The organism is Janthinobacterium leeuwenhoeki (assembly GCF_051380795.1).
GTDB lineage: Bacteria > Pseudomonadota > Gammaproteobacteria > Burkholderiales > Burkholderiaceae_D > Janthinobacterium.
Genome location: NZ_JBNYXT010000020.1, coordinates 21,163 through 40,666, shown reverse-complemented (window position 1 = coordinate 40,666; position 19,504 = coordinate 21,163). Strand labels below are relative to the sequence as shown.

At 55.3% G+C, this 19,504-nt stretch carries 18 protein-coding genes and 1 tRNA gene; 14 read left to right on the top strand and 5 right to left on the bottom strand.

Going from position 1 to position 19,504, the window contains the following annotated elements:
• The first annotated feature begins 217 nt into the window (after window positions 1–217).
• From ACQ4WS_RS16240 to ACQ4WS_RS16225, 4 genes are all read left to right on the top strand, one after another.
• Window positions 218–1,900: an isovaleryl-CoA dehydrogenase gene (locus ACQ4WS_RS16240; protein WP_436477879.1), complete on the top strand. Its 1,683-nt coding sequence runs from the start codon at window positions 218–220 to the stop codon at window positions 1,898–1,900.
• A gap of 157 nt (window positions 1,901–2,057) precedes the next feature.
• On the top strand, window positions 2,058–2,708 hold the full coding sequence (upp, locus tag ACQ4WS_RS16235; protein WP_436477877.1) for a uracil phosphoribosyltransferase: 651 nt from the start codon (window positions 2,058–2,060) through the stop codon (window positions 2,706–2,708).
• A gap of 22 nt (window positions 2,709–2,730) precedes the next feature.
• Window positions 2,731–3,093 carry an Hpt domain-containing protein gene (locus ACQ4WS_RS16230; protein ID WP_436477875.1) on the top strand — a complete coding sequence of 121 codons (363 nt, stop codon included), beginning with the start codon at window positions 2,731–2,733 and terminating at the stop codon, window positions 3,091–3,093.
• A 292-nt stretch (window positions 3,094–3,385) separates the two neighbouring features.
• The gene (locus ACQ4WS_RS16225) at window positions 3,386–3,589 is read left to right on the top strand and encodes a cold-shock protein (protein ID WP_010398811.1); all 204 of its coding nucleotides are present in this window, start codon (window positions 3,386–3,388) and stop codon (window positions 3,587–3,589) included.
• A gap of 140 nt (window positions 3,590–3,729) precedes the next feature.
• On the opposite strand, the gene ACQ4WS_RS16220 is transcribed toward ACQ4WS_RS16225, so the two are convergent.
• Entirely contained in the window at window positions 3,730–4,641 is a 912-nt protein-coding gene (locus ACQ4WS_RS16220) for a LysR family transcriptional regulator (RefSeq protein ID WP_436477872.1), read from the bottom strand.
• A gap of 216 nt (window positions 4,642–4,857) precedes the next feature.
• Between ACQ4WS_RS16220 and aceB the strand changes: the two genes are divergently transcribed.
• Window positions 4,858–6,456, top strand: a complete 1,599-nt coding sequence (aceB, locus tag ACQ4WS_RS16215) for a malate synthase A (protein ID WP_436477870.1) — start codon at window positions 4,858–4,860, stop codon at window positions 6,454–6,456.
• A gap of 79 nt (window positions 6,457–6,535) precedes the next feature.
• On the opposite strand, the gene gloB is transcribed toward aceB, so the two are convergent.
• Complete coding sequence (gloB, locus tag ACQ4WS_RS16210) at window positions 6,536–7,345, bottom strand: hydroxyacylglutathione hydrolase (RefSeq protein ID WP_436477868.1); 810 nt, start codon at window positions 7,343–7,345, stop codon at window positions 6,536–6,538.
• Between the two features lie 19 nt (window positions 7,346–7,364).
• Here gloB and ACQ4WS_RS16205 point away from each other — a divergent pair, with 19 nt between their 5' ends.
• The 7 genes from ACQ4WS_RS16205 to ACQ4WS_RS16175 all read left to right on the top strand — a co-directional run bounded on the left by ACQ4WS_RS16205 (window position 7,365) and on the right by ACQ4WS_RS16175 (window position 13,417).
• On the top strand, window positions 7,365–8,141 hold the full coding sequence (locus ACQ4WS_RS16205) for a class I SAM-dependent methyltransferase (RefSeq protein WP_436477866.1): 777 nt from the start codon (window positions 7,365–7,367) through the stop codon (window positions 8,139–8,141).
• Complete coding sequence (gene rnhA, locus ACQ4WS_RS16200) at window positions 8,134–8,571, top strand: ribonuclease HI (RefSeq protein ID WP_034784447.1); 438 nt, start codon at window positions 8,134–8,136, stop codon at window positions 8,569–8,571. Before ACQ4WS_RS16205 ends, rnhA begins: the two co-directional genes overlap by 8 nt.
• Window positions 8,572–8,699: 128 nt before the next feature.
• A complete protein-coding gene (gene dnaQ, locus ACQ4WS_RS16195; protein ID WP_436477863.1) occupies window positions 8,700–9,416 on the top strand; it encodes a DNA polymerase III subunit epsilon in 717 nt (238 codons plus the stop codon).
• 82 nt (window positions 9,417–9,498) lie between these two features.
• Window positions 9,499–9,573: transfer RNA gene (locus ACQ4WS_RS16190), tRNA-Val, on the top strand.
• Between the two features lie 125 nt (window positions 9,574–9,698).
• Window positions 9,699–11,033 (top strand): site-specific integrase, encoded by a 1,335-nt coding sequence (locus ACQ4WS_RS16185; protein ID WP_436477861.1) that lies wholly within the window; start codon window positions 9,699–9,701, stop codon window positions 11,031–11,033.
• 607 nt (window positions 11,034–11,640) lie between these two features.
• Window positions 11,641–12,285 carry a hypothetical protein gene (locus ACQ4WS_RS16180; protein ID WP_436477859.1) on the top strand — a complete coding sequence of 215 codons (645 nt, stop codon included), beginning with the start codon at window positions 11,641–11,643 and terminating at the stop codon, window positions 12,283–12,285.
• An 871-nt stretch (window positions 12,286–13,156) separates the two neighbouring features.
• On the top strand, window positions 13,157–13,417 hold the full coding sequence (locus ACQ4WS_RS16175; RefSeq protein WP_436477945.1) for a helix-turn-helix domain-containing protein: 261 nt from the start codon (window positions 13,157–13,159) through the stop codon (window positions 13,415–13,417).
• Window positions 13,418–13,441: 24 nt separating this feature from the next.
• Here the strand turns inward: ACQ4WS_RS16175 and ACQ4WS_RS16170 are convergent, their stop codons facing one another.
• Window positions 13,442–14,047, bottom strand: coding sequence for a hypothetical protein (locus tag ACQ4WS_RS16170; protein ID WP_436477858.1), 606 nt, complete (start codon window positions 14,045–14,047; stop codon window positions 13,442–13,444).
• Window positions 14,048–14,054: 7 nt separating this feature from the next.
• A complete protein-coding gene (locus tag ACQ4WS_RS16165) occupies window positions 14,055–14,339 on the bottom strand; it encodes a hypothetical protein (protein WP_436477857.1) in 285 nt (94 codons plus the stop codon).
• Window positions 14,340–15,742: 1,403 nt separating this feature from the next.
• Between ACQ4WS_RS16165 and ACQ4WS_RS16160 the strand changes: the two genes are divergently transcribed.
• Window positions 15,743–16,765 carry a helix-turn-helix domain-containing protein gene (locus tag ACQ4WS_RS16160; protein ID WP_436477855.1) on the top strand — a complete coding sequence of 341 codons (1,023 nt, stop codon included), beginning with the start codon at window positions 15,743–15,745 and terminating at the stop codon, window positions 16,763–16,765.
• Between the two features lie 543 nt (window positions 16,766–17,308).
• Here the strand turns inward: ACQ4WS_RS16160 and ACQ4WS_RS16155 are convergent.
• Window positions 17,309–17,737: a helix-turn-helix domain-containing protein gene (locus tag ACQ4WS_RS16155; RefSeq protein WP_436477853.1), complete on the bottom strand. Its 429-nt coding sequence runs from the start codon at window positions 17,735–17,737 to the stop codon at window positions 17,309–17,311.
• Window positions 17,738–18,123: 386 nt separating this feature from the next.
• Between ACQ4WS_RS16155 and ACQ4WS_RS16150 the strand changes: the two genes are divergently transcribed.
• The gene (locus ACQ4WS_RS16150) at window positions 18,124–19,419 is read left to right on the top strand and encodes a hypothetical protein (RefSeq protein WP_436477851.1); all 1,296 of its coding nucleotides are present in this window, start codon (window positions 18,124–18,126) and stop codon (window positions 19,417–19,419) included.
• Window positions 19,420–19,504: the final 85 nt, after the last annotated feature.

Sequence of the window (19,504 nt, the reverse complement as noted above, 5' to 3'; positions counted from 1 at the left end):
GCTTCAGGTTTTGTAAATATTCCTGCCTTCCCATGAAAAAATCATGTCGCGCGACGCGCGCAGGCGTTTTCATTCCACATGGAAATATTTATCTGCGCTTGCTTCCACTGGTGCGCTTGCCCCGCCACGCGCTTTGCGCTAGTCTGGCTGGCAGACGGTGTTGCCGGTGCGCCAGCGACGGCAAGGGCGCCATGATAACAAATCGCGGGAGACTCCCATGAATGCCTTTGACACGCATGAAGTTTTCAACCAGGCCACGCCTTTTGAAAATGTCAATCTGTTCGCCTGCGATCCGGCGCTGATCGAGGCGCTGCTGCGCGAGGGCGGCGGTGCGGCGTTGCAGGAGCTCGACGCGCTGGGCGAAAAGCTGGGCCGCGCCGAGACCTACGCGCTGGCACGCCTGGCCAATATCCACACGCCCGAACTGCAGCAATTCGACCGTGCCGGGCGGCGCATCGACGAAGTGCTGTTCCATCCGGCCTGGCATGAGCTGATGGCCATCCTTGTGGGCGCGGGCGCGCACGCTTCGCCTTGGGCCACGCCCGGTCCCGGCGCCCAGGTGGCGCGCGCGGCTGCCTATCTATTAGTGGGGCAGGTGGAAAACGGCACGCAGTGTCCCGTGACGATGACGTATGCCTCGGTGCCAGCCTTGCGCCAGGCGCTGGATCTGCCGCACATCGCACAGCGCTGGCTGCCGAAGATACTGTCTCGCGAATACGATCCCCGCTCCTTGCCCGTGGAGCAGAAGCGCGGCGCCCTGGTCGGCATGGGCATGACGGAAAAGCAGGGCGGCTCGGATGTGCGCAGCAATACCACGCGCGCCGTGCCGGTGCCGCTGGCCGAGGCGCAAGCCCTGTTCGGCTGCGATGCCGGCGGCGCCTGGCGCATCGTCGGCCACAAATGGTTTTTCTCCGCGCCCCAGTGCGACGCCCATCTGATCCTGGCGCAGGCGCAGGAGGGCGGATTGTCCTGTTTCTTTTTGCCCCGCTACCTGCCCGATGGCAGTCGCAATGCCATCCGCGTGCAGCGCCTGAAGGATAAGCTGGGCAACCGCTCGAATGCTTCGTCGGAAGTGGAATTTACCAATGCCTACGGCTGGCTGGTGGGACAGCCGGGGCGCGGCATTCCCACCATCCTGGAAATGGCCAGCCACACGCGCCTCGATTGCGTGCTGGGCAGTACCGGCATCATGCGCGCCGCCCTGAGCCAGGCGCTGCACCATGCGCGCCAGCGGGCCGTGTTCGGCAAGCCGCTGGCCGAGCAACCGCTGATGCAAAACGTGCTGGCCGACCTGGCGCTGGAATCGGAAGCTGCCACCGCGTTTGCGCTGCGCCTGGCCCGCTGTTTCGATGCAAAGGACGATCCGCAGCAAGCGATGCTGGCGCGCGTGCTCACGCCGGCCGGCAAGTACTGGATCTGCAAGCGCGGTCCCGGTTTCGGCGCGGAAGCCATGGAGGTGCTGGGCGGTACCGGCTACGTGGAAGACGCGCCGCTGGCGCGCCTGTACCGCGAGCTGCCCGTCAATTCGATCTGGGAAGGTTCGGGCAACGTCATGTGTCTCGACGTCTTGCGCGCCTTCGGCAAGTCGCCGGCCACACGCGACGCCCTGGCGGCCGAGCTGGCGCTGGCCGGCGACGATGACGCCGCCTTTGTCTATTACCGCGCGCGCCTGCTGGCCGACCTGGACGGGCCACAAACGGATGAGTTTGGCGCCCGGCACTTATCCGAACGCATCGTGCTGGCCGTGCAGGCGGCTTTGCTGCTGCGCCATGCGCCGCCGTTTGTTGCGCAAGCGTTCCTGCAATCGCGCCTGGTGCAGGCGCCGGGCGGCGCGTATGGCCGCTTGCCGGCCGGCACCGATTGCGCGGCCATCCTGGCGCGCGCGCTGCGCGAGTACTGAATTTGCTTCGGCCTGGATACGCAATTATTTCGAAAATTCCGGCCACAGGCGGGCTGCGGGCTGGGATAATGCTGCAATCCATCATTTTATCGATATACACAGCGCGCCTGCGGCCCAGGCTTGCCGCCGCGCCAGATAGCAGAGAAAGAAAAACAATATGAAACAAGATCCACGCTTCCCGAATTTGTTCATTACCGATCACCCTTTGATCCAGCACAAGCTGAGCCACATGCGCGAGCACGATACGTCGACGCGTACCTTCCGCGAATTGCTCAAGGAAATTACCTTGCTGATGGGCTATGAAATTACGCGCGACCTGCCGCTGACGACGCGCCAAATCACGACCCCGCTGGTGACCATCGACGCGCCCGTCATTGCGGGCAAGAAACTGGCCATTGTGCCGATCTTGCGCGCCGGCATCGGCATGAGCGATGGCTTGCTGAACCTGGTGCCATCGGCGCGCGTGGGCCACATCGGCGTGTACCGCGACCCTGCTACCCACATGCCCGTGGAATACCTGGTGCGCCTGCCGGACCTGAACGAGCGTACCTTTATCTTGTGCGACCCGATGGTCGCGACCGGTAATTCGGCCGTGTACGCCGTCGACGTGCTGAAAAAGCGCGGCGTGACGGACGAGCAGATCATCTTCCTGGCCCTGGTTGCCGCACCGGAAGGTGTGACCGTGTTCCAGAAAGCGCATCCGAACGTCAAGATGTTCTGCGCTTCGCTCGATTCGCACCTGGATGACCACGCTTACATCGTGCCAGGCCTGGGCGATGCCGGCGACCGCATCTTCGGCACGAAGTAAGCCAGTTCAGGCGAGTATTGCGATGGCAACCTTGATCGACCCGGATTTCCGCGCGCGCCTGCGCGCCCTGAATGAAAAATATGCGGCTGGCGTGCCGGCCCTGTTGCAAGCGATCACGACGGCAAGCGGCCGCTGCGATAGCGTAGGCCCCCGCCTGGAGCCCTTGACGGAACTGCACCGCGCGCTGCACGCGGTGGCCGGCTCTGCCGCTACCTTCGGCTTTGCGGCGCTGGGCCAGGAATGCCGGCGCATCGAACAACTGGTGCGCGCCATGCTCAATGCCCCGGCGCAAGCGGTGGCGGAATGGCCCGCCGTGCGGGCGCAAGTGGTGGCGCTGGTGGACTGGGCGGGACGCGATCCAGCCGCCCCCCACTTCACCGCGTGAGCGACAGCACTATGTGGTTACAATGATTCATTTGATGCAACGCAAAGCACCCGCGTCGCAGATTAGGATATAGTGTCTCCATGCCGCTGGTACAGGGCGCCGCAAGACGGGGATTTGGCTATTAAAGTAGTGTTCGCAAGTTTATTTTGCGAAAGAATGGTTTTTCTCAGTTTTGTTGGTATAATTGGGCATCGTTGGATTCGAGGTAGTAGTGCAGTTAGTCTGTCATTTCTTTCTTGCTTCAAACGATATAACGGGCGCAAGCCCAACTTAACTGAAATAGGAAATTGTAATGGCAACTGGCATCGTAAAATGGTTCAATGATTCGAAGGGTTTCGGCTTTATTACCCCTGATGAAGGCGGCGAAGATCTGTTCGCTCACTTCTCGGCTATCCAGTCGAACGGCTTCAAGTCCCTGCAAGAGAACCAACGCGTTTCTTTTGAAGTGACCGCTGGCCCTAAAGGCAAGCAAGCTTCGAACATTCAGCCAATCTAATACGCTGGATCAAACGAAATAAAGAAATCCTCGGTCTCCGAGGATTTTTTTTCGCCTGAATTTCCGTGATCCATGGCTTTTACCCGGGTTGCGTGGCTCTTTTGCCATGCTTTGCGTTCTTCCAGTCCGGTCTGCAGCGACTAGATTGCCCTTTCACGCCAGTAATCTGGTTGCGAATAGCTATGCCTTAAAAAATCCACAAACGCCCGTATGCGCAGTGGCAAATGGCGGCGCTGCGCGAACACGGCATAAATGTCGTTGCCCGGCGCGGCGAACTGATCGAGCACCGTCACCAGTTGTCCCGAGGCGATCTCGGCACCCACTTCCCACATCGAGCGCCAGGCCAGGCCCTTGCCAGCCAGCGCCCAGTCGTGCAGCACTTCGCCATCGTTGCAGACCATATTGCCCGACACTTTCAGGGTCACATTCTTGCCGTTTTCGCGAAAGGTCCAGCCCCGCTGGCTGCCTTCGCTGCTGATCGCCAGGCAATTGTGTTTCGCCAGGTCGGCCGGGATAAGGGGCGTGCCAGCCCGTTTCAAATAGGCGGGCGAACCGACCAGCACGCGCTGGTTGTCGGCCAGTTTCGTACTCACCAGCGAGGAATCGGACAGGCTGGCGATGCGGATGGCCACGTCGATGCCTTCGCCGATCAGGTCGACGAGGCGGTCGTTCAGGTTCAGCGACACCGTCACGTCGCGGTGCTCGGCGACAAACGAGGGGATCAAAGGCGCCACGTGCTGGCGCCCGAAGCCGGCCGGCGCGGAAATGAGCAAATGGCCGCTGGCCTTCACGCTACGCTCGGCCACGGCCGTTTCCGCCTCTTCCAATTCGCCCAGGATGCGCTGGCAATCTTCCAGGAAGGCGGCGCCTTCATTCGTCAAGGCCAGCTTGCGCGTCGTGCGCTGCAGTAATTTGACGCCTAGGCGCTGCTCGAGCGCATCGAGGCGCCGGCCTATCATGGCTGGCGCGATGCCTTCCGCACGCGCAGCGGCCGACAGGCTGCCCCTGGCGACGACTTCCACGAAGGTCGATATTTGTCTGAACTGGCCCATGTTGTGCTCCTGCAATGCCATCACTTGTGATAAAAACGCATAGATGAAGTGATTTTTAATCTCGTTTCCATGCCTTATAGTGCAATACTATAGAACAAACGCGCCACCTGACAGAGTGTTTTTGTGCCTCTGTCCAGCTTGCCCGCGCAATCGTTCCGCTTATACTTGGATCACCAGAATACCCTTGCTGATATTTATTAAAGACCGGAGAACTTCATGACGCAGAACACGATCACAATTCCAGAAGGCATGCAAATCACGGGTGACATCCAGCCCGGCTACGAACAGATTTTGACGCCGGCGGCGCTGGCGCTGGTGGCCAAGCTGACGCGTGAATTCGAGCCGCGCCGCCAGCAATTGCTGGCCGTGCGCGTGGAGCGGGCCAAGCGCCTCGATGCGGGCGAGCGTCCTGATTTTCTGCCTGAAACGGCGCATATCCGCGACGGCGACTGGAAGATCGCGCCGATTCCGAAGGCGCTGGAATGCCGCCGCGTGGAAATCACCGGTCCCGTCGAGCGCAAGATGGTCATCAACGCTTTCAATTCCGGCGCGGACAGCTACATGACGGACTTCGAAGATTCGAACACGCCGAACTGGGATAACCAACTGACGGGCCAGATCAATATGTTCGACGCCGTGCGCAAGACGATTTCGCTCGAGCAAAATGGCAAGTCCTACAAGCTGAACGACAAGATCGCCACACTCGTCGTGCGTCCGCGCGGCTGGCACCTCGATGAAAAGCACGTGCTGGTCGACGGCAAGCGCATTTCCGGCGGCATTTTCGATTTCGCCCTGTTCATGTTCCATAACGCCAAGGAACAGCTGGCGCGCGGCGCCGGTCCGTATTTCTACCTGCCGAAGATGGAATCGCACCTGGAAGCGCGCCTGTGGAACGATATCTTTGTCATGACGCAAAACGAATTGGGCTTGCCACAAGGCACGATCAAGGCGACTGTCTTGATCGAAACCATCCTGGCTGCCTTTGAAATGGATGAAATCCTGTACGAACTGAAAGAACACAGCTCGGGCCTGAACGCGGGACGCTGGGATTACATCTTCTCGTGCATCAAGAAATTCAAGCTGGACAAGGATTTCTGCCTGGCCGACCGCGCGAAAGTGACGATGACGGCGCCGTTCATGCGCGCTTACGCCTTGCTGCTGCTGAAAACCTGCCACAAACGCGGTGCGCCAGCGATTGGCGGCATGGCAGCCTTGATCCCGATCAAGAACGATCCGGAAAAGAACGACATCGCCATGGGTGGCGTGCGCAACGACAAGGCGCGCGACGCCACCGATGGCTACGACGGCGGCTGGGTTGCTCATCCGGGCCTGGTCGGGCTGGCCATGGGCGAGTTTACCAAAGTGCTCGGTGACAAACCGAACCAGATCGAGAAACAGCGTCCCGACATCGACGTGAAAGCGTCCGACTTGCTGAACTTCCAGCCGGAAGCGCCGATCACGGAAGCGGGCTTGCGCTACAACATCAACGTGGGCATCCATTATCTGGGCAGCTGGCTGGCTGGCAACGGTTGCGTGCCTATCCACAATCTGATGGAAGACGCGGCCACGGCCGAGATCAGCCGCTCGCAAGTGTGGCAGTGGATTCGTTCCAGCAAGGGTGTGCTGGAAGATGGCCGCAAGGTGACGGCCGAGATGGTGCGCGCCATGATTCCGGAAGAGTTGGCCAAGGTGCAGCGCGACGCGCCGGGCGGCAATGGCCCGACCTATGTGCGCGCTGGCCAGATTTTCGAGGAAATGTCGACGTCGGAATCGTTCGCCGAATTCCTGACCTTGCCGTTGTACGAAGAAATCTGATCCTGATCAAATAGAGCGATAAAAAATCCCGGCGATGCCTGATGGCACCGCCGGGATTTTTCTTTTTAGAAACAGAAACTTAAAAGCTGTTCTTCCACATCCGCAAGGCGGCGAACGCTTCCACGGGCGAAGCATCGGTGGCCAGTTTGCCTTCCACCTTCAGGCTGGTCAAAATCGCCGGTTCGCGGTAGCGCAGGAAGGGGTTCGTGGCCTTTTCAAGGGCAATGGTCGACGGCACGGTGGGCAGACCTTGCTGGCGTTTTTCCGTGTCGACGGCGATGCGTTCCTGCAAGGCCACATTGCCCGGTTCGACGGCGTTGGCGAAGCGCAAATTGGACAAGGTGTACTCATGCGCGCAAAATACCTCGGTATCGTCGGGCAGGGCGGCCAGCTTGCCCAGCGAGTCGGCCATCTGGCCCGGCGTGCCTTCGAACAGGCGGCCACAGCCGCCCGCAAACAGGGTATCGCCGGAAAACAGCCATGGCGCGCCGCTGCGTTCGTCGCGCTGGCGCACGTAGGCGATATGCCCCTTGGTGTGGCCGGGCACGTCGATGACGGTCATCTGCAAGCCCAGTTCGGGTACATAGGCGACATCGCCTTCGGCAAGCGCTTCCGTGATGGCTGTGATAGCCTCATTGCGTGGGCCGAAGACGGGGACGGCGAAATGCTGCAACAATTCAGGCACGCCACCCGTGTGGTCGGCGTGGTGATGCGTGAGTAAAATGGCGGTCAAGGTCAACTGATGGGCTTGCAGCGCATCGAGGATGGCCATGGCGTCGCCGGGGTCGACCACGGCGGCGTGGCGGCCGTCATGGATCAGCCACAGGTAATTGTCGGCAAAGGCGGGCACGGCAAGTACCGATAAAGCGTGTTCAGGGGAATGTGTCATGAGCAAAAGAGAAAACTGAATGGACAGTGTGGCATCCGAAAAATCCATTATAGCGCTTGACGGCTGGTTGCAGACGCCGGCCGGTCTGTACGTGCGCGCCTGGGAGCAGCAATGCCTCGACAGCCTGACCGTCGACATCTTCGGTTTTAATGCAGTGCAGATCGGCTTGCCTCAGCTCGACGCGCTGGCGGCCAACCGCATGCCGAACAAATGGCTGCTCGATGCGCGCCTGCCGTCGCGTCCGCCGCAGGAAAGCCGTTTGACCCTCGTGTCGGCATTCGATGAGCTGCCGTTCGACTCGCAAAGCCTGGACCTGGTGGTCTTGCCGCACGTACTCGAATTTGCCGCCGAACCGCACCAGGTCTTGCGCGAAGTCGAGCGCGTGCTGATCCCTGAGGGGCGCGTTATCGTCTGCGGCTTCAATCCGGCCAGCCTGTGGGGCATGCGCCAGGGTATCGGAAGAGTCACGGGCCGCCACTACTTGCCGCAGGCGGGCGAGCTGATCTCTATGCCGCGCATGAAAGACTGGTTAAAATTGCTGAACATGGGCGTCAGTCAAAGCCATTTCGGCTGCTACGCACCTGCCTGCAAGACAGAAAAATGGCTGCGCCGCAACGCCTTCATGGACAAGGCCGGTGCGCGCTGGTGGCCATATCTGGGCGCAGTGTATATAGTGCAGGCGATCAAGCGCGTCAAAGGGATGCGTTTGATCGGTCCGGCGTGGACCAAGAAACCGGCGACGGCGCCCGCAGGCGCACCGGTCACGAATAAAAGGCGGGAACAGCAAGATGGATAAGGTTGAGATTTATGCCGATGGCGCATGCAAGGGCAATCCCGGCACGGGCGGCTGGGGTGCGTTGATGGTTGCCGATGGCGCCAAGAAAGAAATTTACGGCGGGGAGCTCAATACAACGAATAACCGCATGGAATTGAAGGCCGTGATCGAAGCCTTGACGGCGCTCAAACGTCCTTGCCAGGTAGTGCTGTATACCGATAGCCAGTATGTCCAGAAGGGCATCAGCGAATGGATCCACGGCTGGAAGGCGCGCGGCTGGAAAACGGCGGCCAAGGCGCCTGTGAAAAACGTTGACCTGTGGCAAGCGCTCGACACGGCCCAGGCCGTCCATGAAGTGGAATGGCGCTGGGTACGGGGCCACAATGGCCATCCGGGCAACGAGCGCGCCGATCAGCTGGCCAACCTCGGCGTGGAAACCGTGCGCGCCTGAGAACGCCCAACCAAACCTACAGCGCGTCGCGCTTTGCGCCCGGCGATGTGGCGCATGATGTTGTAAAAGAAGGGCACAGGTTTGCTATACTGTGCCCTTCGCTTTTTGCTTTTACGACTGAATCTGCCATGCGTCAAATTGTTCTCGATACTGAAACCACCGGCCTGAACCCGCGCACGGGCGACCGCATCCTGGAGATCGGGGCGGTCGAGCTGAACAACCGCATGTTGACGGGGAATAATTTCCACCATTACATCAATCCCGAGCGCGATTCGGAAGAGGGCGCGCTGGCCGTCCACGGATTGACGACGGAATTTCTCAGCGACAAGCCGAAATTTGCGGAAATCGCGGAAGAATTCCGTGCGTTCATTGCCGGCGCCGAGCTGATCATCCACAACGCCCCGTTCGATATCGGCTTCCTCAACGCGGAATTCAAGCGCCTGAACCTGCCGCCTGTGCATGAGCAGGTGCATGGCGTGATCGACACCCTGGTGCAGGCGAAGGAAATGCATCCGGGCAAGCGCAACTCGCTGGATGCCCTGTGCGACCGCTATGGCGTCTCGAACGCCCACCGCAAGCTGCACGGCGCGCTGCTCGACTCCGAATTGCTGGCCGACGTCTACCTGGCCATGACACGCGGCCAGAACAGCCTCAGCATGGAGGAAGAGGTGGCAGTGGCCGCCGACGGTGCCGCCCTGGAAATCGTGCCCCTGGCCGAAGTCATCTTCCAGAGCGCCACGGCCGACGAACTCGCCGCCCACGCCGCCACCATCGCCGGTCTCGACAAGGCCGCCAAAGGCCAGTGCATCTGGACCACCGTCACGGCGCCGCCAGCGGCCGCCTGAGAAAAAAGCGGAGGCGTGGCAAATTTCCTGTTGCCAGCCCTTGCAGATGCCGCAACACCTATGCGATAATTCGCCTCGCTTCGGGAGGTTAGCTCAGGGGTAGAGCACTGCATTCACACTGCAGGGGTCGCAAGTTCGAAACTTGCACTTCCCACCAAATTTAAGCTTTGAAATCAAGGTCTTGGCGTTCGCCAGCAGGTTTCAGGGCAACGGTAAATGCCGGCTTGATGGTGAAAAATAGGGGAATTCGACAAACGATTCCACCAACGCCAAAGGCCAATCATGGCATCATCCATACCTCGCGGCATCCGGGTCATCGACTGGAAAAACGCCGACAAAACAAAATCCATACGTTACAGAGTGCGCGTTGAGCGCGGCGACTTCGTTGTCGATCGCTCATTCGGGCAAGACGAGCTTGAGCGCGCCAAGATATTTTTGGCCGATACCAAGACGCCGCAAGGCAGGCTTCTGATAGCCCAAGGGCGAGACCGCGCGAGCCTGATGGTTTCCGAGATCGAGCGCCTTGCCGCGGAATTCATCATGGAAGGGCGCTGCACGCTTGGCCATGCCATCGACAGCTATCTGCGCGCCTACGTGACCCCATTGATAGATTGCGGCGTAGACAAGGTCCAGCAAACAGCAAAGGCCGCCAGGGCGCGCCTGGAAAGCTGCCGCAACATTGAGATCTCCTACATCAAAAACGGCTTTGTCGTCCCGTCAGGGCCGCTTGCAGGCCTGAGGGAGCATGCCAAGGGCTTCGCCAAGCAAAAGATCGGAGATTTCTATATCGACGACCTGACGGAGCAGGAGACGACCGAATACATCGATGTCAGATTGCGGCAGGGCAAGGCCAAGAGCACGGTCAAGCGCGAGATATATGCCCTGCAAGCCGTCGTCAACAAGCTGCGCTTCACGGACAATAAAGCGTGGAAGCGCCTCAACGGCCACAATCCCTTTGCAGAAGCAGACAAGGCCAAGGTGAAGGGCGGCGAGCGGCGCCGACGGCGGATCATCTCGCCGGATGAAGAGGAAGCGCTGCTTACGGAGCTGCGCAAATGCCGGAACAAGGAAATGCCGCTCATTTTTGCCGTTGCGATCTCCACCGGCATGAGAAGGGCCGAGATCCTTGGCCTTCTATGGTCCCAGATCGATATCGAGCGCGGCGTCATCAATCTCGACGCGGATCAGACGAAAGCAGACGAGGAGCGTTTGGTCATCTTGCTGCCGGAAGCAGTGGAAGCCTTCAAGGTTATTCCGCGAGTGGACGATCGAGTCTTCCATTACAAGATCGAGGGCTTCAAGACGGTATTTCGCCGGGTGCTGGAGCGGGCGAAGCTCGATGGCATTCACATGCACGATACTCGTCGCTCTTTCATTTCCAGAGTGCTCAAAGACATTACCTCTTCGCCAGTGGCCATTGCAGACATGATTGGCGCCCGCAGCGTGGCGAATTTGCAGAAGCGGACCATCGAGCGCATCCGGCAAGGCAATATGATCGACGCTGGCTTCATTCAAACGGAGGAGGAGCTGCGTTCAGTCGTTGGGCACAAGGACGGGCAGACGACCGCGCGTTACGCGAACATGGCTCCGGAAAAAAAGCGGGAAAGTAACAAATAGCAGTCACGATCCTCGCTGCTATCTTTGCCCCATAAACTTTTGTTCGCTCTCTGGAGGCCCAGCGGTTGCCTCAACGTCGTTAAAAAATCGAACTAATGGCATGAGAGATCTGGAAAGCTTGCGTGCTGGTAATTAGTAATCATGACTCTATCGATATCGTAATTTAGCCGCTTGACAGTTTCCGAAATCATTTACGTTTACATCTCCGTGCCTTATCAGAGTGTTTCGGGTTGAAAGGAGACTGGCATGGCGCTGTTTATTAATGCTAAAAAGAGCTCAGCATTATTTCAGAAAATGTAGCATTTAAAGTAAAATTTGATGTGAAAATCTCAACGCCTGCGACTTTTAAAGTCGCTTTCAAAACTACACCAAGATTCGTTCAGAAATACCATTTTAGAGGTTTTGTAGCGTAAAAAAGACGGTGATAAGCTCTCCAGAACCGAACTTTACTTTGCCATCGCCATCCTCAACTTTATTTGGTTTTGATGAAGGGAAATCGATGGTGGTGAAGTGAAAATTTTTTCGCAAAAAAGTGTATGAAGTGACATCCGTCAGCGACTAATGGTTTATTATGGAAAGAATTTTAATTAATTTGAGGATGGTCACGATGTTGCGCTCAGAATCTAATGCTGTCGTCTTAAACGCTCGTTTTGAGGAATTGTTCGATGAAATAAAAATTCGTTTAAGAAATAACGCTAACGAGGACGTTACTTTCGATAAAGTGATAGAATCATTTTCCACCTTGAATCAGCTAAGTTTGATAAGTTTTTCTGGGCAGGATGATTTTAATCGGCTATATCAGCGTAGGGAGTTGTTTAAGAAATTGTTTTTCTTGCTCGATATAGTAAAAGAATTTTGGCGAAAAAAACCTTTGTATGGTGAAATGGTTAAATTTGGTTTCAAGTTGCTTAACGATTTTAATTATTACGAATTGCGTGATAAGTTAAAGGTATATTACTGGGTTAAGCGAAAATATCCTGAATTCATTGAAGGAAAAGGGCAATTTTATAAATATCATATAGATATTGAGTTTAGCAACGAAGAACTAGACGCTTTTTCCTTGGAGAAAAGACATCTTATTGATGATGCGCTTGCTAAAGAAATATTTCCACGTAGTGGATATTTTTTGCAATTTCCATTTAAAGAAAACGGTGCCCAGGATTTTTGGGAACTTTATAATGCATTGTTAAAATATTCAACGGGTGAGAAGGAAGTGCAGCCAATTGTAGAATTGTTGCCGGATAGAAATTAAGTAGTATTTAACTGAAACCTGCCGATTGCAGGATGATTTTTAGGAACTAATTTTTTAGCGGTCCAAGTTTTTTCATTGGCTACCATGACGGCAGCCACAATTTTCGTGTGCGCCTATCGTGGATGCACTTTCGCTTCAGTGGCTGCGATGTTCGCAGCCACTTTCGTTTACAGGCACTCGTTGTTTTTCTATCCGCGCCCTCGGCCAGCCGCAGAATTTCCAAACGTTATACTAGGCAACGATAAATGCCGAACTCGCTTGCATATCACGTCGTGTAAATGCGCTTGAGGGAAATGCCGCTGGGCGTCGATGAGCCGGTTTGTCTCGGCAGTGGCGCACTTTATTAGTGACTACTTGCCGTATCAGCACTTTCACGCCGCGGCCCTGCTAGGACCGTAGAGGGACCTGGTGCAAGCGTCGTTGAGCGCCTGCTCAATGACTTCCTCGCCATCGACGTCACCTGGCTATCTGCTTTTCTCGTCATTCCAGCACGAAGCGGATGTGCTTATCGCGTTCAACTCCTATAACCAATCTGTGAAACTGGGTGTGGAGACCAGCCTCGGCGGCAGTGGCTACACGCGTCGGCTCAGCAGCAGTTCGTGCAATGCCCATGCCATGCTAAGGGCAATGGCGCAGATGGAACGCTCGCGACTCATGGAGGCGATCTTGATAGCTGTCGCCAAGGCACCCTAGCGATTGTGGAAACTATTATAGCAACCACGCGGCGCAATGTTCAGTGCCGGACGGATTGGAGAGGCGCAGCTTGACTACCACTGCCATTATTCTAGGTGTGGAAGCTTCGGCCGCCGGAGAAGTGGCGTTGGTGTTTGAAAGCGAGGGCTATCTTCCTATTGCGGGCGTTGCTTAGAAGCTGGGTTGCCTCCAACGGACTTTGGAGCGACAACTGAGGGAGTCGAATATCACTGCGGAAGCGCTTCGACAAGCATCGCGCTTGATTCGCACGTTGCATCGACTCTCGGCCAGTGACAGCCTTACGATGATTGCTTGTGATAAGAGCTTTTCCGATCTGGCGCACATGCCACGGCGTTTTAGACGGCATCGGGAATGCCGCTCAGTTTCGGTCGTCGTTTGGTGCGCGACCCATGTCGATATACAACAAGAGCACATCTAACTCAACTACTCAAATTTATTAACATTATCCCAGGTAAGCGATAGTGCGTAATTCTTCAACAATATTCTCATTTTCATCATCAATGACCTGACGCTTAATCTCACCAACTATATTTTTAAGGAAATTAGTCTTTGACATCTTGCTCAAGGAAACAATTTTTGCGAAGTCTTCTGCTAAGTTCTTTGGAACTTTTATAGAGAGTCTTCGTTTATACGTATCATGCTCTGATGAGAAAAGTGGACTTAGTGTAGAAAGAATTTTCACATCAAATTCACCTAATGAAAATTTATGAATGTAAAATAATAATAATTTTTTTCGAAAATCTGTGGAGGCATTGGGGTCAATAGAAAAGCAAGCTAGATCTAATATATCGAGATATGGTGCAGGAAGAATCGCCTCAATGGATTGAGTGGCGATATTTCTATCCTTTCTAATTTTTGGCGTCGATTGTGCGGGAATAGATAATACTGTTTCGCAAACGTCACAAACGCCTACAAGTATATTCGAAGCTAAACCTTTCCCATCTGAAAAGGGGACATCACGATACCGATAGGTAGTAGAGCAGACACTCGCACACTTTTCACAAATGGCTTTACCTTTTGCACCCACTAAAAGAAATCGTTTTGTCATTTTAACCTCACTGATGAACACTAATAAAAGTCGTATCTGGATCTAAAAAATAAAATTTTATATACCATGTATTGGTAATAATGCAATGGACAGTAACTGACTTTTGCGAATGGTGCGGACTTTCGGTATGCTCCAACCCGGAACTTTTTGCAATAAATTTTGCTACATCAGCAGCTAAAATATCACCTGTGGCTAATAAGTTTTTCACATTGATGTCATCCCGTGCCTCATGATCAAACGCGCCGTTGTTTAGGGCCGCCAAGACCTTGGATTTCGCTTCTTTGTATCCCAATCACTCCTCCATTATACGATGATCTTCGTAAAATGCAAGCATTTTGCCGTAGCAGAAAAGTTGCATAATTGAAACAAAATTATAAACGTCGTGTGCAACTTTAAATGAGACCGAAAATGCGGGGCGGCCGTTGGTCGTCCCGCATTTTCCAAGCCCTGGATGGGAGGCGCTTGTGGATTCTATTTGGAAGCTACTAAGCATCGAATTCCAACAGGAGAGCCTAAATGCCCCTCGACAACCTGATCATCCACCTCTACTGCCTCGTCAGCGATGCTATGGCATCGCTTCACAAAGATCAACCCCTCCGGTGGGGAACTCCTCGGCATGGACTAGGACAAGTAGATCCACGCCTACTTCATGAGGGGATTGGCTCCGCTTCTTCCCTAGGCTTGGCTGCCGGACTACCTTCGCCCGCCAAGCCGCCAACCTCTGAGCCCGTAAGCGTGAAGTCCACGCCACCATCCTCACGTCCATCGGCCGCCGCGGGGCACTGTTCATCGCCGAAGGCTTCCCGCAATCAGCATGCAGCTTTTCGTGGCCCCTACTTCTCCAAGCTCATCAGGGGAGAGGCTGTCTCCGGCTACTACGAGGCAAAATAACAGATCCTCTACGGATTTCGCGGCATGCTGTTGGTCAACTCGGTTGGCATGGTGGGGATCTCCGGCTACAAGGGCTACGTGGGCATGACTTAGCAGACAATGGATTCAACGGCCCCGAGGCCTCAGGCTTGGCCTTCAAACGCCGACGAAGCGCAATATGAGGGAAGATTGCCTGCCGGCGAATGGAGGGGACGATGATGTTTGCGCGCAGGCTGGTCGAAAAGGTCATTGGCTAGCTTGCCAAGAGGGTGTCGATCGAAATGTGCTATTAGATGTCGTCAAGAACCTGTTCCATCATCGTAAAACCCGCTATTGCGACTTGGCCAAGAACGCTTCATAGCTCTTTACACTGATCGCCTTTGCCGATCTGGTGCTGGCCGGTATGTGCCTTACCATCACCGAATCCCACAATCTGTCCTGATTGCAGAAGGATGCGAAGCGTCGCGTCGAATCTAACGAAGAACGGGCTTGAGCGGTTCATCGGTCGATCTTTTGGCGCGCCAATCTTGCAAAGAAAACGAGTTGATCAGCACCTCCTTAAGTAGTTTTCGTTTCAGTAAATTGACGGCTTATCTTCGATTACAAATATTCTATAGGTAGAGCTATTAAATCCAGCAATGCATAGAACAAAAAAACATTTTTAAAAAGACGTTCTCTTCTAGATAATGTTGTATCATGGAAACTTAAACCGGCGGAGGTATGCTGCGAGAAGTCCTCGAAGTATTTCGTTATACGGTGAGCTCAGCAGCTACTAATTTATAGGCTGTGTTAATGCGCGTCTAGGTAGGACACATTTTTGCTCCCATGGCTGCGACCTTCGCGGCCATTTTCGTTTACGGGAAATCGTTGTTCGCTTTGCATAGATCCAGCGCCTGCCGAAGCATCTTCAAAATATCAAACTGGGAATCTGGAATGCCGAACTCGCTTGCCTATCACGTTGTCGTAAATGCACTCGAGGGCAAGGCTGGCTGGACGCCGATGTCCAGGTTCGTCTCCGCGGTGTCGCACGCGATCAGTGGCCACCTGCCGTATCGGCGCTACCATGCCGCCGGCCGCGCAAGAACGGCTGAGGGAGCTGGGGCCGGTGTCGTCGAGCGCATGGTCAACGACTTCCTCGCCACCGACATCAATCCAGGCTATCTGCTTCTCTCATCATTCCAGCGCGAAGCCGACGTGCTTATTGCGTTCAACGCCTATAACCAGTCCGCGAATCTGGGCGTGCAGACCAGTCTCGGCGCCAATGGCTACGCGCGCCGGCCAAGCAGCGCATCTCGTAATAGTCCGGCCAACGGCAATGGCAATGATGCAGGAAATGGCGGAAATGGAACGCTCACGGCTGGTCGAGACGATCCTGATAGCTGCCGCCAAGGCACGCTAGCGATTGTGGAGACCATGATGGCGACCACGCGGCGCAATGCGCAGTTGCCGAGCGGAGGAGAGAAGCGCAGCTTGACCAGCACTGCAAAGATCCTGGGTGTGGAGGCGTCTGCTGCTGGCGAAGTGGCTCTGGTGTTTGAAAGCGAGGGGCACCTTCCCATCGCTAGTGTCGCCCGCAAGCTTGGTTGTCACCAGCGGACTTTGGAGCGCCGGCTGCGGGAGTCAAATATAACGGCCGAAGCGCTTAGACAAGCGTCACGCTTGGTTCGCGCATCGCATCGACTCTCATCCTTCGACAGCTTGACGATGATTGCCTTTGACGAAGGATTTTCTGATTTGGCCCACATGACCAGGGCATTTCAAACCGCATCGGGAATGCCTCCTAGTCTCATACGCAAGTTGATGCGCCTTAGCCAAAATTCCTTGCCAGCGCTAAGCCCCAGCCTTTAACTGCCCGTCTTGTCATAAGCCCTTTAGTGCTGAGGGTTTCGACAGCCTTGGGCTTTGATCGCTCTTAACGTGGGCTTTGACAGGCGTTAAAGGCCACATCCTTCTTTATTCCCTTCCATTTTCACTTCCAATTCCACTTCTTCTTGCTGCCGACATAGTTCTATCTGATGGCGTGTAGGGCGCGCGCCAACGTTCGGTCGCGAGCGGTGACTCCGCATGCGCGGGTTCCGCGTTTGCTCGCGGGTTTGCCATCTACGTCCGCCTAGATCTACGCCGGACTCAACTCGCGAGCATTCGTTGCTCCTCTTGCGCCACGCCTCGCGCTCCGCAGACATCCCATTTCGCAGTCCCTCGCTTGGGATGGCATCTCGCTTTGAGGCCGATCTGAGTTCAACAGCGTCAATTTCAATATCGTCAATATTGCCAATCTGTTTGCTGGTGTCGCATAGATTCAATCTTTTCGACAGCCGTTGCGTTATTTTTCTGGTTGTCGGAGAGCAATGGAATGCTTAATCACCGGCGCAGGAGTTTGCGCTCTCTATCTCAAGATTTTTTTGTATTTTTCTTGTGCTGTCCCGTTGAGGGAGTGTCGGGGGAAGAAATGGTTGAGCAAAAGTAGTTGTTAGCCCTTTCCCGCAGGTAGATGGCAGTGGCGCGCGCCTGATCGACGACGAATGCTCGGTCCTCTGGGGAAAGGCCGCTGAGATGGGCTTCAATGGCCGCGGCCTGGTCGGTTTTGCGATCGCTGGATGTCAGCAGCAATTCATTCATTCTGCAATCAAAGAGCTCCGCGAGCTCTGACAGGCGCGGGATCGATGGCAAGACGATGCCGCGCTCAAGTCGCGAGATGGCCTCGTTGCCGATTCCCAAGCGCTCGGCAACATCCTCTTGTGTGAGGCCGACTCGGACTCTGTGGCTCGCGATGGCGGCGCCCACTGTTTGGGAAATTTTTTTGAGTCGTTGAGATTCCATGGGGCGTCCTTGTGATGGTTCAACCCGAATGGTGGCTATTAGGCTTATTTGTTTGAAGGACTTAAAAAGTTGAAACACAACTAAAATAGTTTATTATTCGTTCGCAGCATGTTTTTCTCTAGTGCAATGTCCCGGAACCCTTAGGTTTGGCAAGAAGCCGCAGGCCAAGGCATGGGGGCATGCATGGTGGGGAGCATCAGTATTTGAGGCCGCTGCCTGGTTGCAGTGAAAGGCCGGCGGCGGGAGCAAGGTTGCTAGGCGAATGAGCAGAACATGGTAGTGAGCTTCAACAGCAGCGTTGGCGATGCTCCCTGCCTGTAACGACGCAGGCAGATAGAACAGCCAGTTAATGACAAGCAACAAGTAGCAAATAGAAGGGTTTAAAAATGTCCAATTCTCCGAAAAGCTTGCTTACAAGGATCACATATTTTGCGATTAAAGTTTTGTGTTCGGTTGTCGTGGTAGTGACCGCTCCCAAGCCGGCGGTGATACCGATGATGGGGGCGGTGTTTGTTTTCTGGATTTGGCAATTGATCGCACACTACCGGCGCGGCCTCATAGAGCTCAAAGCGGCATTGAAGCGGGGGGAACGTATTAATCCCAGGATGGTGTGGGCCGGAAAACTCAAGCAGAAATTCTTGGTCTCAATCATTGCAGCGGTGGTCTTCCCGATTCTTGGAATACCCGCGGTGATTATTTTCTGGATTGTCGATTGGGTATTTCTCAGCAAACAAATGGCTGCGGTTCGCGCCGCCGCGCCGCCCACCTACGCAGACAAGGCCGGCGTCGCCAGTGGCGACGTGAACGGAGCGGAGTGGGGCTATTCCTGTTCTCGGTTCGATTTGATGATCAATTTCGAGCGCGACGAGGCAAGGTTGGTATCCCATGTCGACAATGTCGGTGTAACTATCTTGGGTATTAAAGGCGATATTTCGACGCGTTTTGATCGCGCTTTCCGGTTGTCAGACCTGGCCTGTGCCGTCAAGGAAAATAGCACTAGCATTTACTTTTTTGCATTTTCTCAAGAGGTTGTGGTTGGAACACCTATCAGCGTGAAATGGCGAGGCGACGAGCTTGTCAGAGAAGGCTCTGCCCGCCTTGAACGAAAATGGCATTCCACGCCTGACTTTGACGCATCCTTCAAGGAGATCGGCCCGGTGCTGGCGAGCGACTTCAATCGTTACTGGATGCCGATTCAAAAAAGAATATTTTCAATGGGACACGCGAGAGCGGATGCCTATGTCACCGAGCATCAGGATAGCTTGGCTGCGGTGAGGCTTAGCGCACGCGCTGCATGGAAGGCTGAACGCGAAATCAGCATGGCGCGCGTGAGCGAGCTTAAAGAGCTTGCAGGTCTTGGCGAGGCATTTTTAGAAAATGCCCTGTATGACAACGGCTCGCTAGCATGGACCATTGCTGCCGACAAGAGTGGCCGCGCTGTAGTTGAGTTGAATGGCGACGTGTGGATCGGGTCACTCAAAGACGCTTGCGCGACGGCGAGCTTGGATGAAATTCCCGCAAAAACCGACGGCGCCGCACCCACCTTTGCACTGGGAATAGTCGTCAAGGATGACGAGTTTGAGCGCTCGCAGCTCCGCAAGCGCCGCTTCCAGCTCATGGTTGGCTATCCGAAGGCGCAAATTACAACCTGGATCGATCGAATTGAGATCCTTGCTCGATAGCAGGCGCTGGACTAGGACGCTGGGCAAGGCACACGCCTCGCCCAGTGATCGTTGCCGCTGCTGCGGCCACAGCATTCATCTGTTT

What these genes read in the sequence shown, in the direction of transcription:
- ACQ4WS_RS16240 (WP_436477879.1), top strand. Translation starts at nt 218, where the DNA reads ATGAATGCCTTTGACACGCATGAAGTTTTCAACCAGGCCACGCCTTTT.
- gloB (WP_436477868.1), bottom strand. Translation starts at nt 7,345, where the DNA reads ATGACACATTCCCCTGAACACGCTTTATCGGTACTTGCCGTGCCCGCC.
- ACQ4WS_RS16150 (WP_436477851.1), top strand. Translation starts at nt 18,124, where the DNA reads ATGTCCAATTCTCCGAAAAGCTTGCTTACAAGGATCACATATTTTGCG.
- dnaQ (WP_436477863.1), top strand. Translation starts at nt 8,700, where the DNA reads ATGCGTCAAATTGTTCTCGATACTGAAACCACCGGCCTGAACCCGCGC.
- ACQ4WS_RS16160 (WP_436477855.1), top strand. Translation starts at nt 15,743, where the DNA reads ATGGCTGCGACCTTCGCGGCCATTTTCGTTTACGGGAAATCGTTGTTC.
- ACQ4WS_RS16220 (WP_436477872.1), bottom strand. Translation starts at nt 4,641, where the DNA reads ATGGGCCAGTTCAGACAAATATCGACCTTCGTGGAAGTCGTCGCCAGG.
- ACQ4WS_RS16185 (WP_436477861.1), top strand. Translation starts at nt 9,699, where the DNA reads ATGGCATCATCCATACCTCGCGGCATCCGGGTCATCGACTGGAAAAAC.
- ACQ4WS_RS16180 (WP_436477859.1), top strand. Translation starts at nt 11,641, where the DNA reads ATGTTGCGCTCAGAATCTAATGCTGTCGTCTTAAACGCTCGTTTTGAG.
- ACQ4WS_RS16230 (WP_436477875.1), top strand. Translation starts at nt 2,731, where the DNA reads ATGGCAACCTTGATCGACCCGGATTTCCGCGCGCGCCTGCGCGCCCTG.
- ACQ4WS_RS16170 (WP_436477858.1), bottom strand. Translation starts at nt 14,047, where the DNA reads ATGACAAAACGATTTCTTTTAGTGGGTGCAAAAGGTAAAGCCATTTGT.
- ACQ4WS_RS16225 (WP_010398811.1), top strand. Translation starts at nt 3,386, where the DNA reads ATGGCAACTGGCATCGTAAAATGGTTCAATGATTCGAAGGGTTTCGGC.
- aceB (WP_436477870.1), top strand. Translation starts at nt 4,858, where the DNA reads ATGACGCAGAACACGATCACAATTCCAGAAGGCATGCAAATCACGGGT.
- rnhA (WP_034784447.1), top strand. Translation starts at nt 8,134, where the DNA reads ATGGATAAGGTTGAGATTTATGCCGATGGCGCATGCAAGGGCAATCCC.
- ACQ4WS_RS16155 (WP_436477853.1), bottom strand. Translation starts at nt 17,737, where the DNA reads ATGGAATCTCAACGACTCAAAAAAATTTCCCAAACAGTGGGCGCCGCC.
- upp (WP_436477877.1), top strand. Translation starts at nt 2,058, where the DNA reads ATGAAACAAGATCCACGCTTCCCGAATTTGTTCATTACCGATCACCCT.
- ACQ4WS_RS16205 (WP_436477866.1), top strand. Translation starts at nt 7,365, where the DNA reads ATGGACAGTGTGGCATCCGAAAAATCCATTATAGCGCTTGACGGCTGG.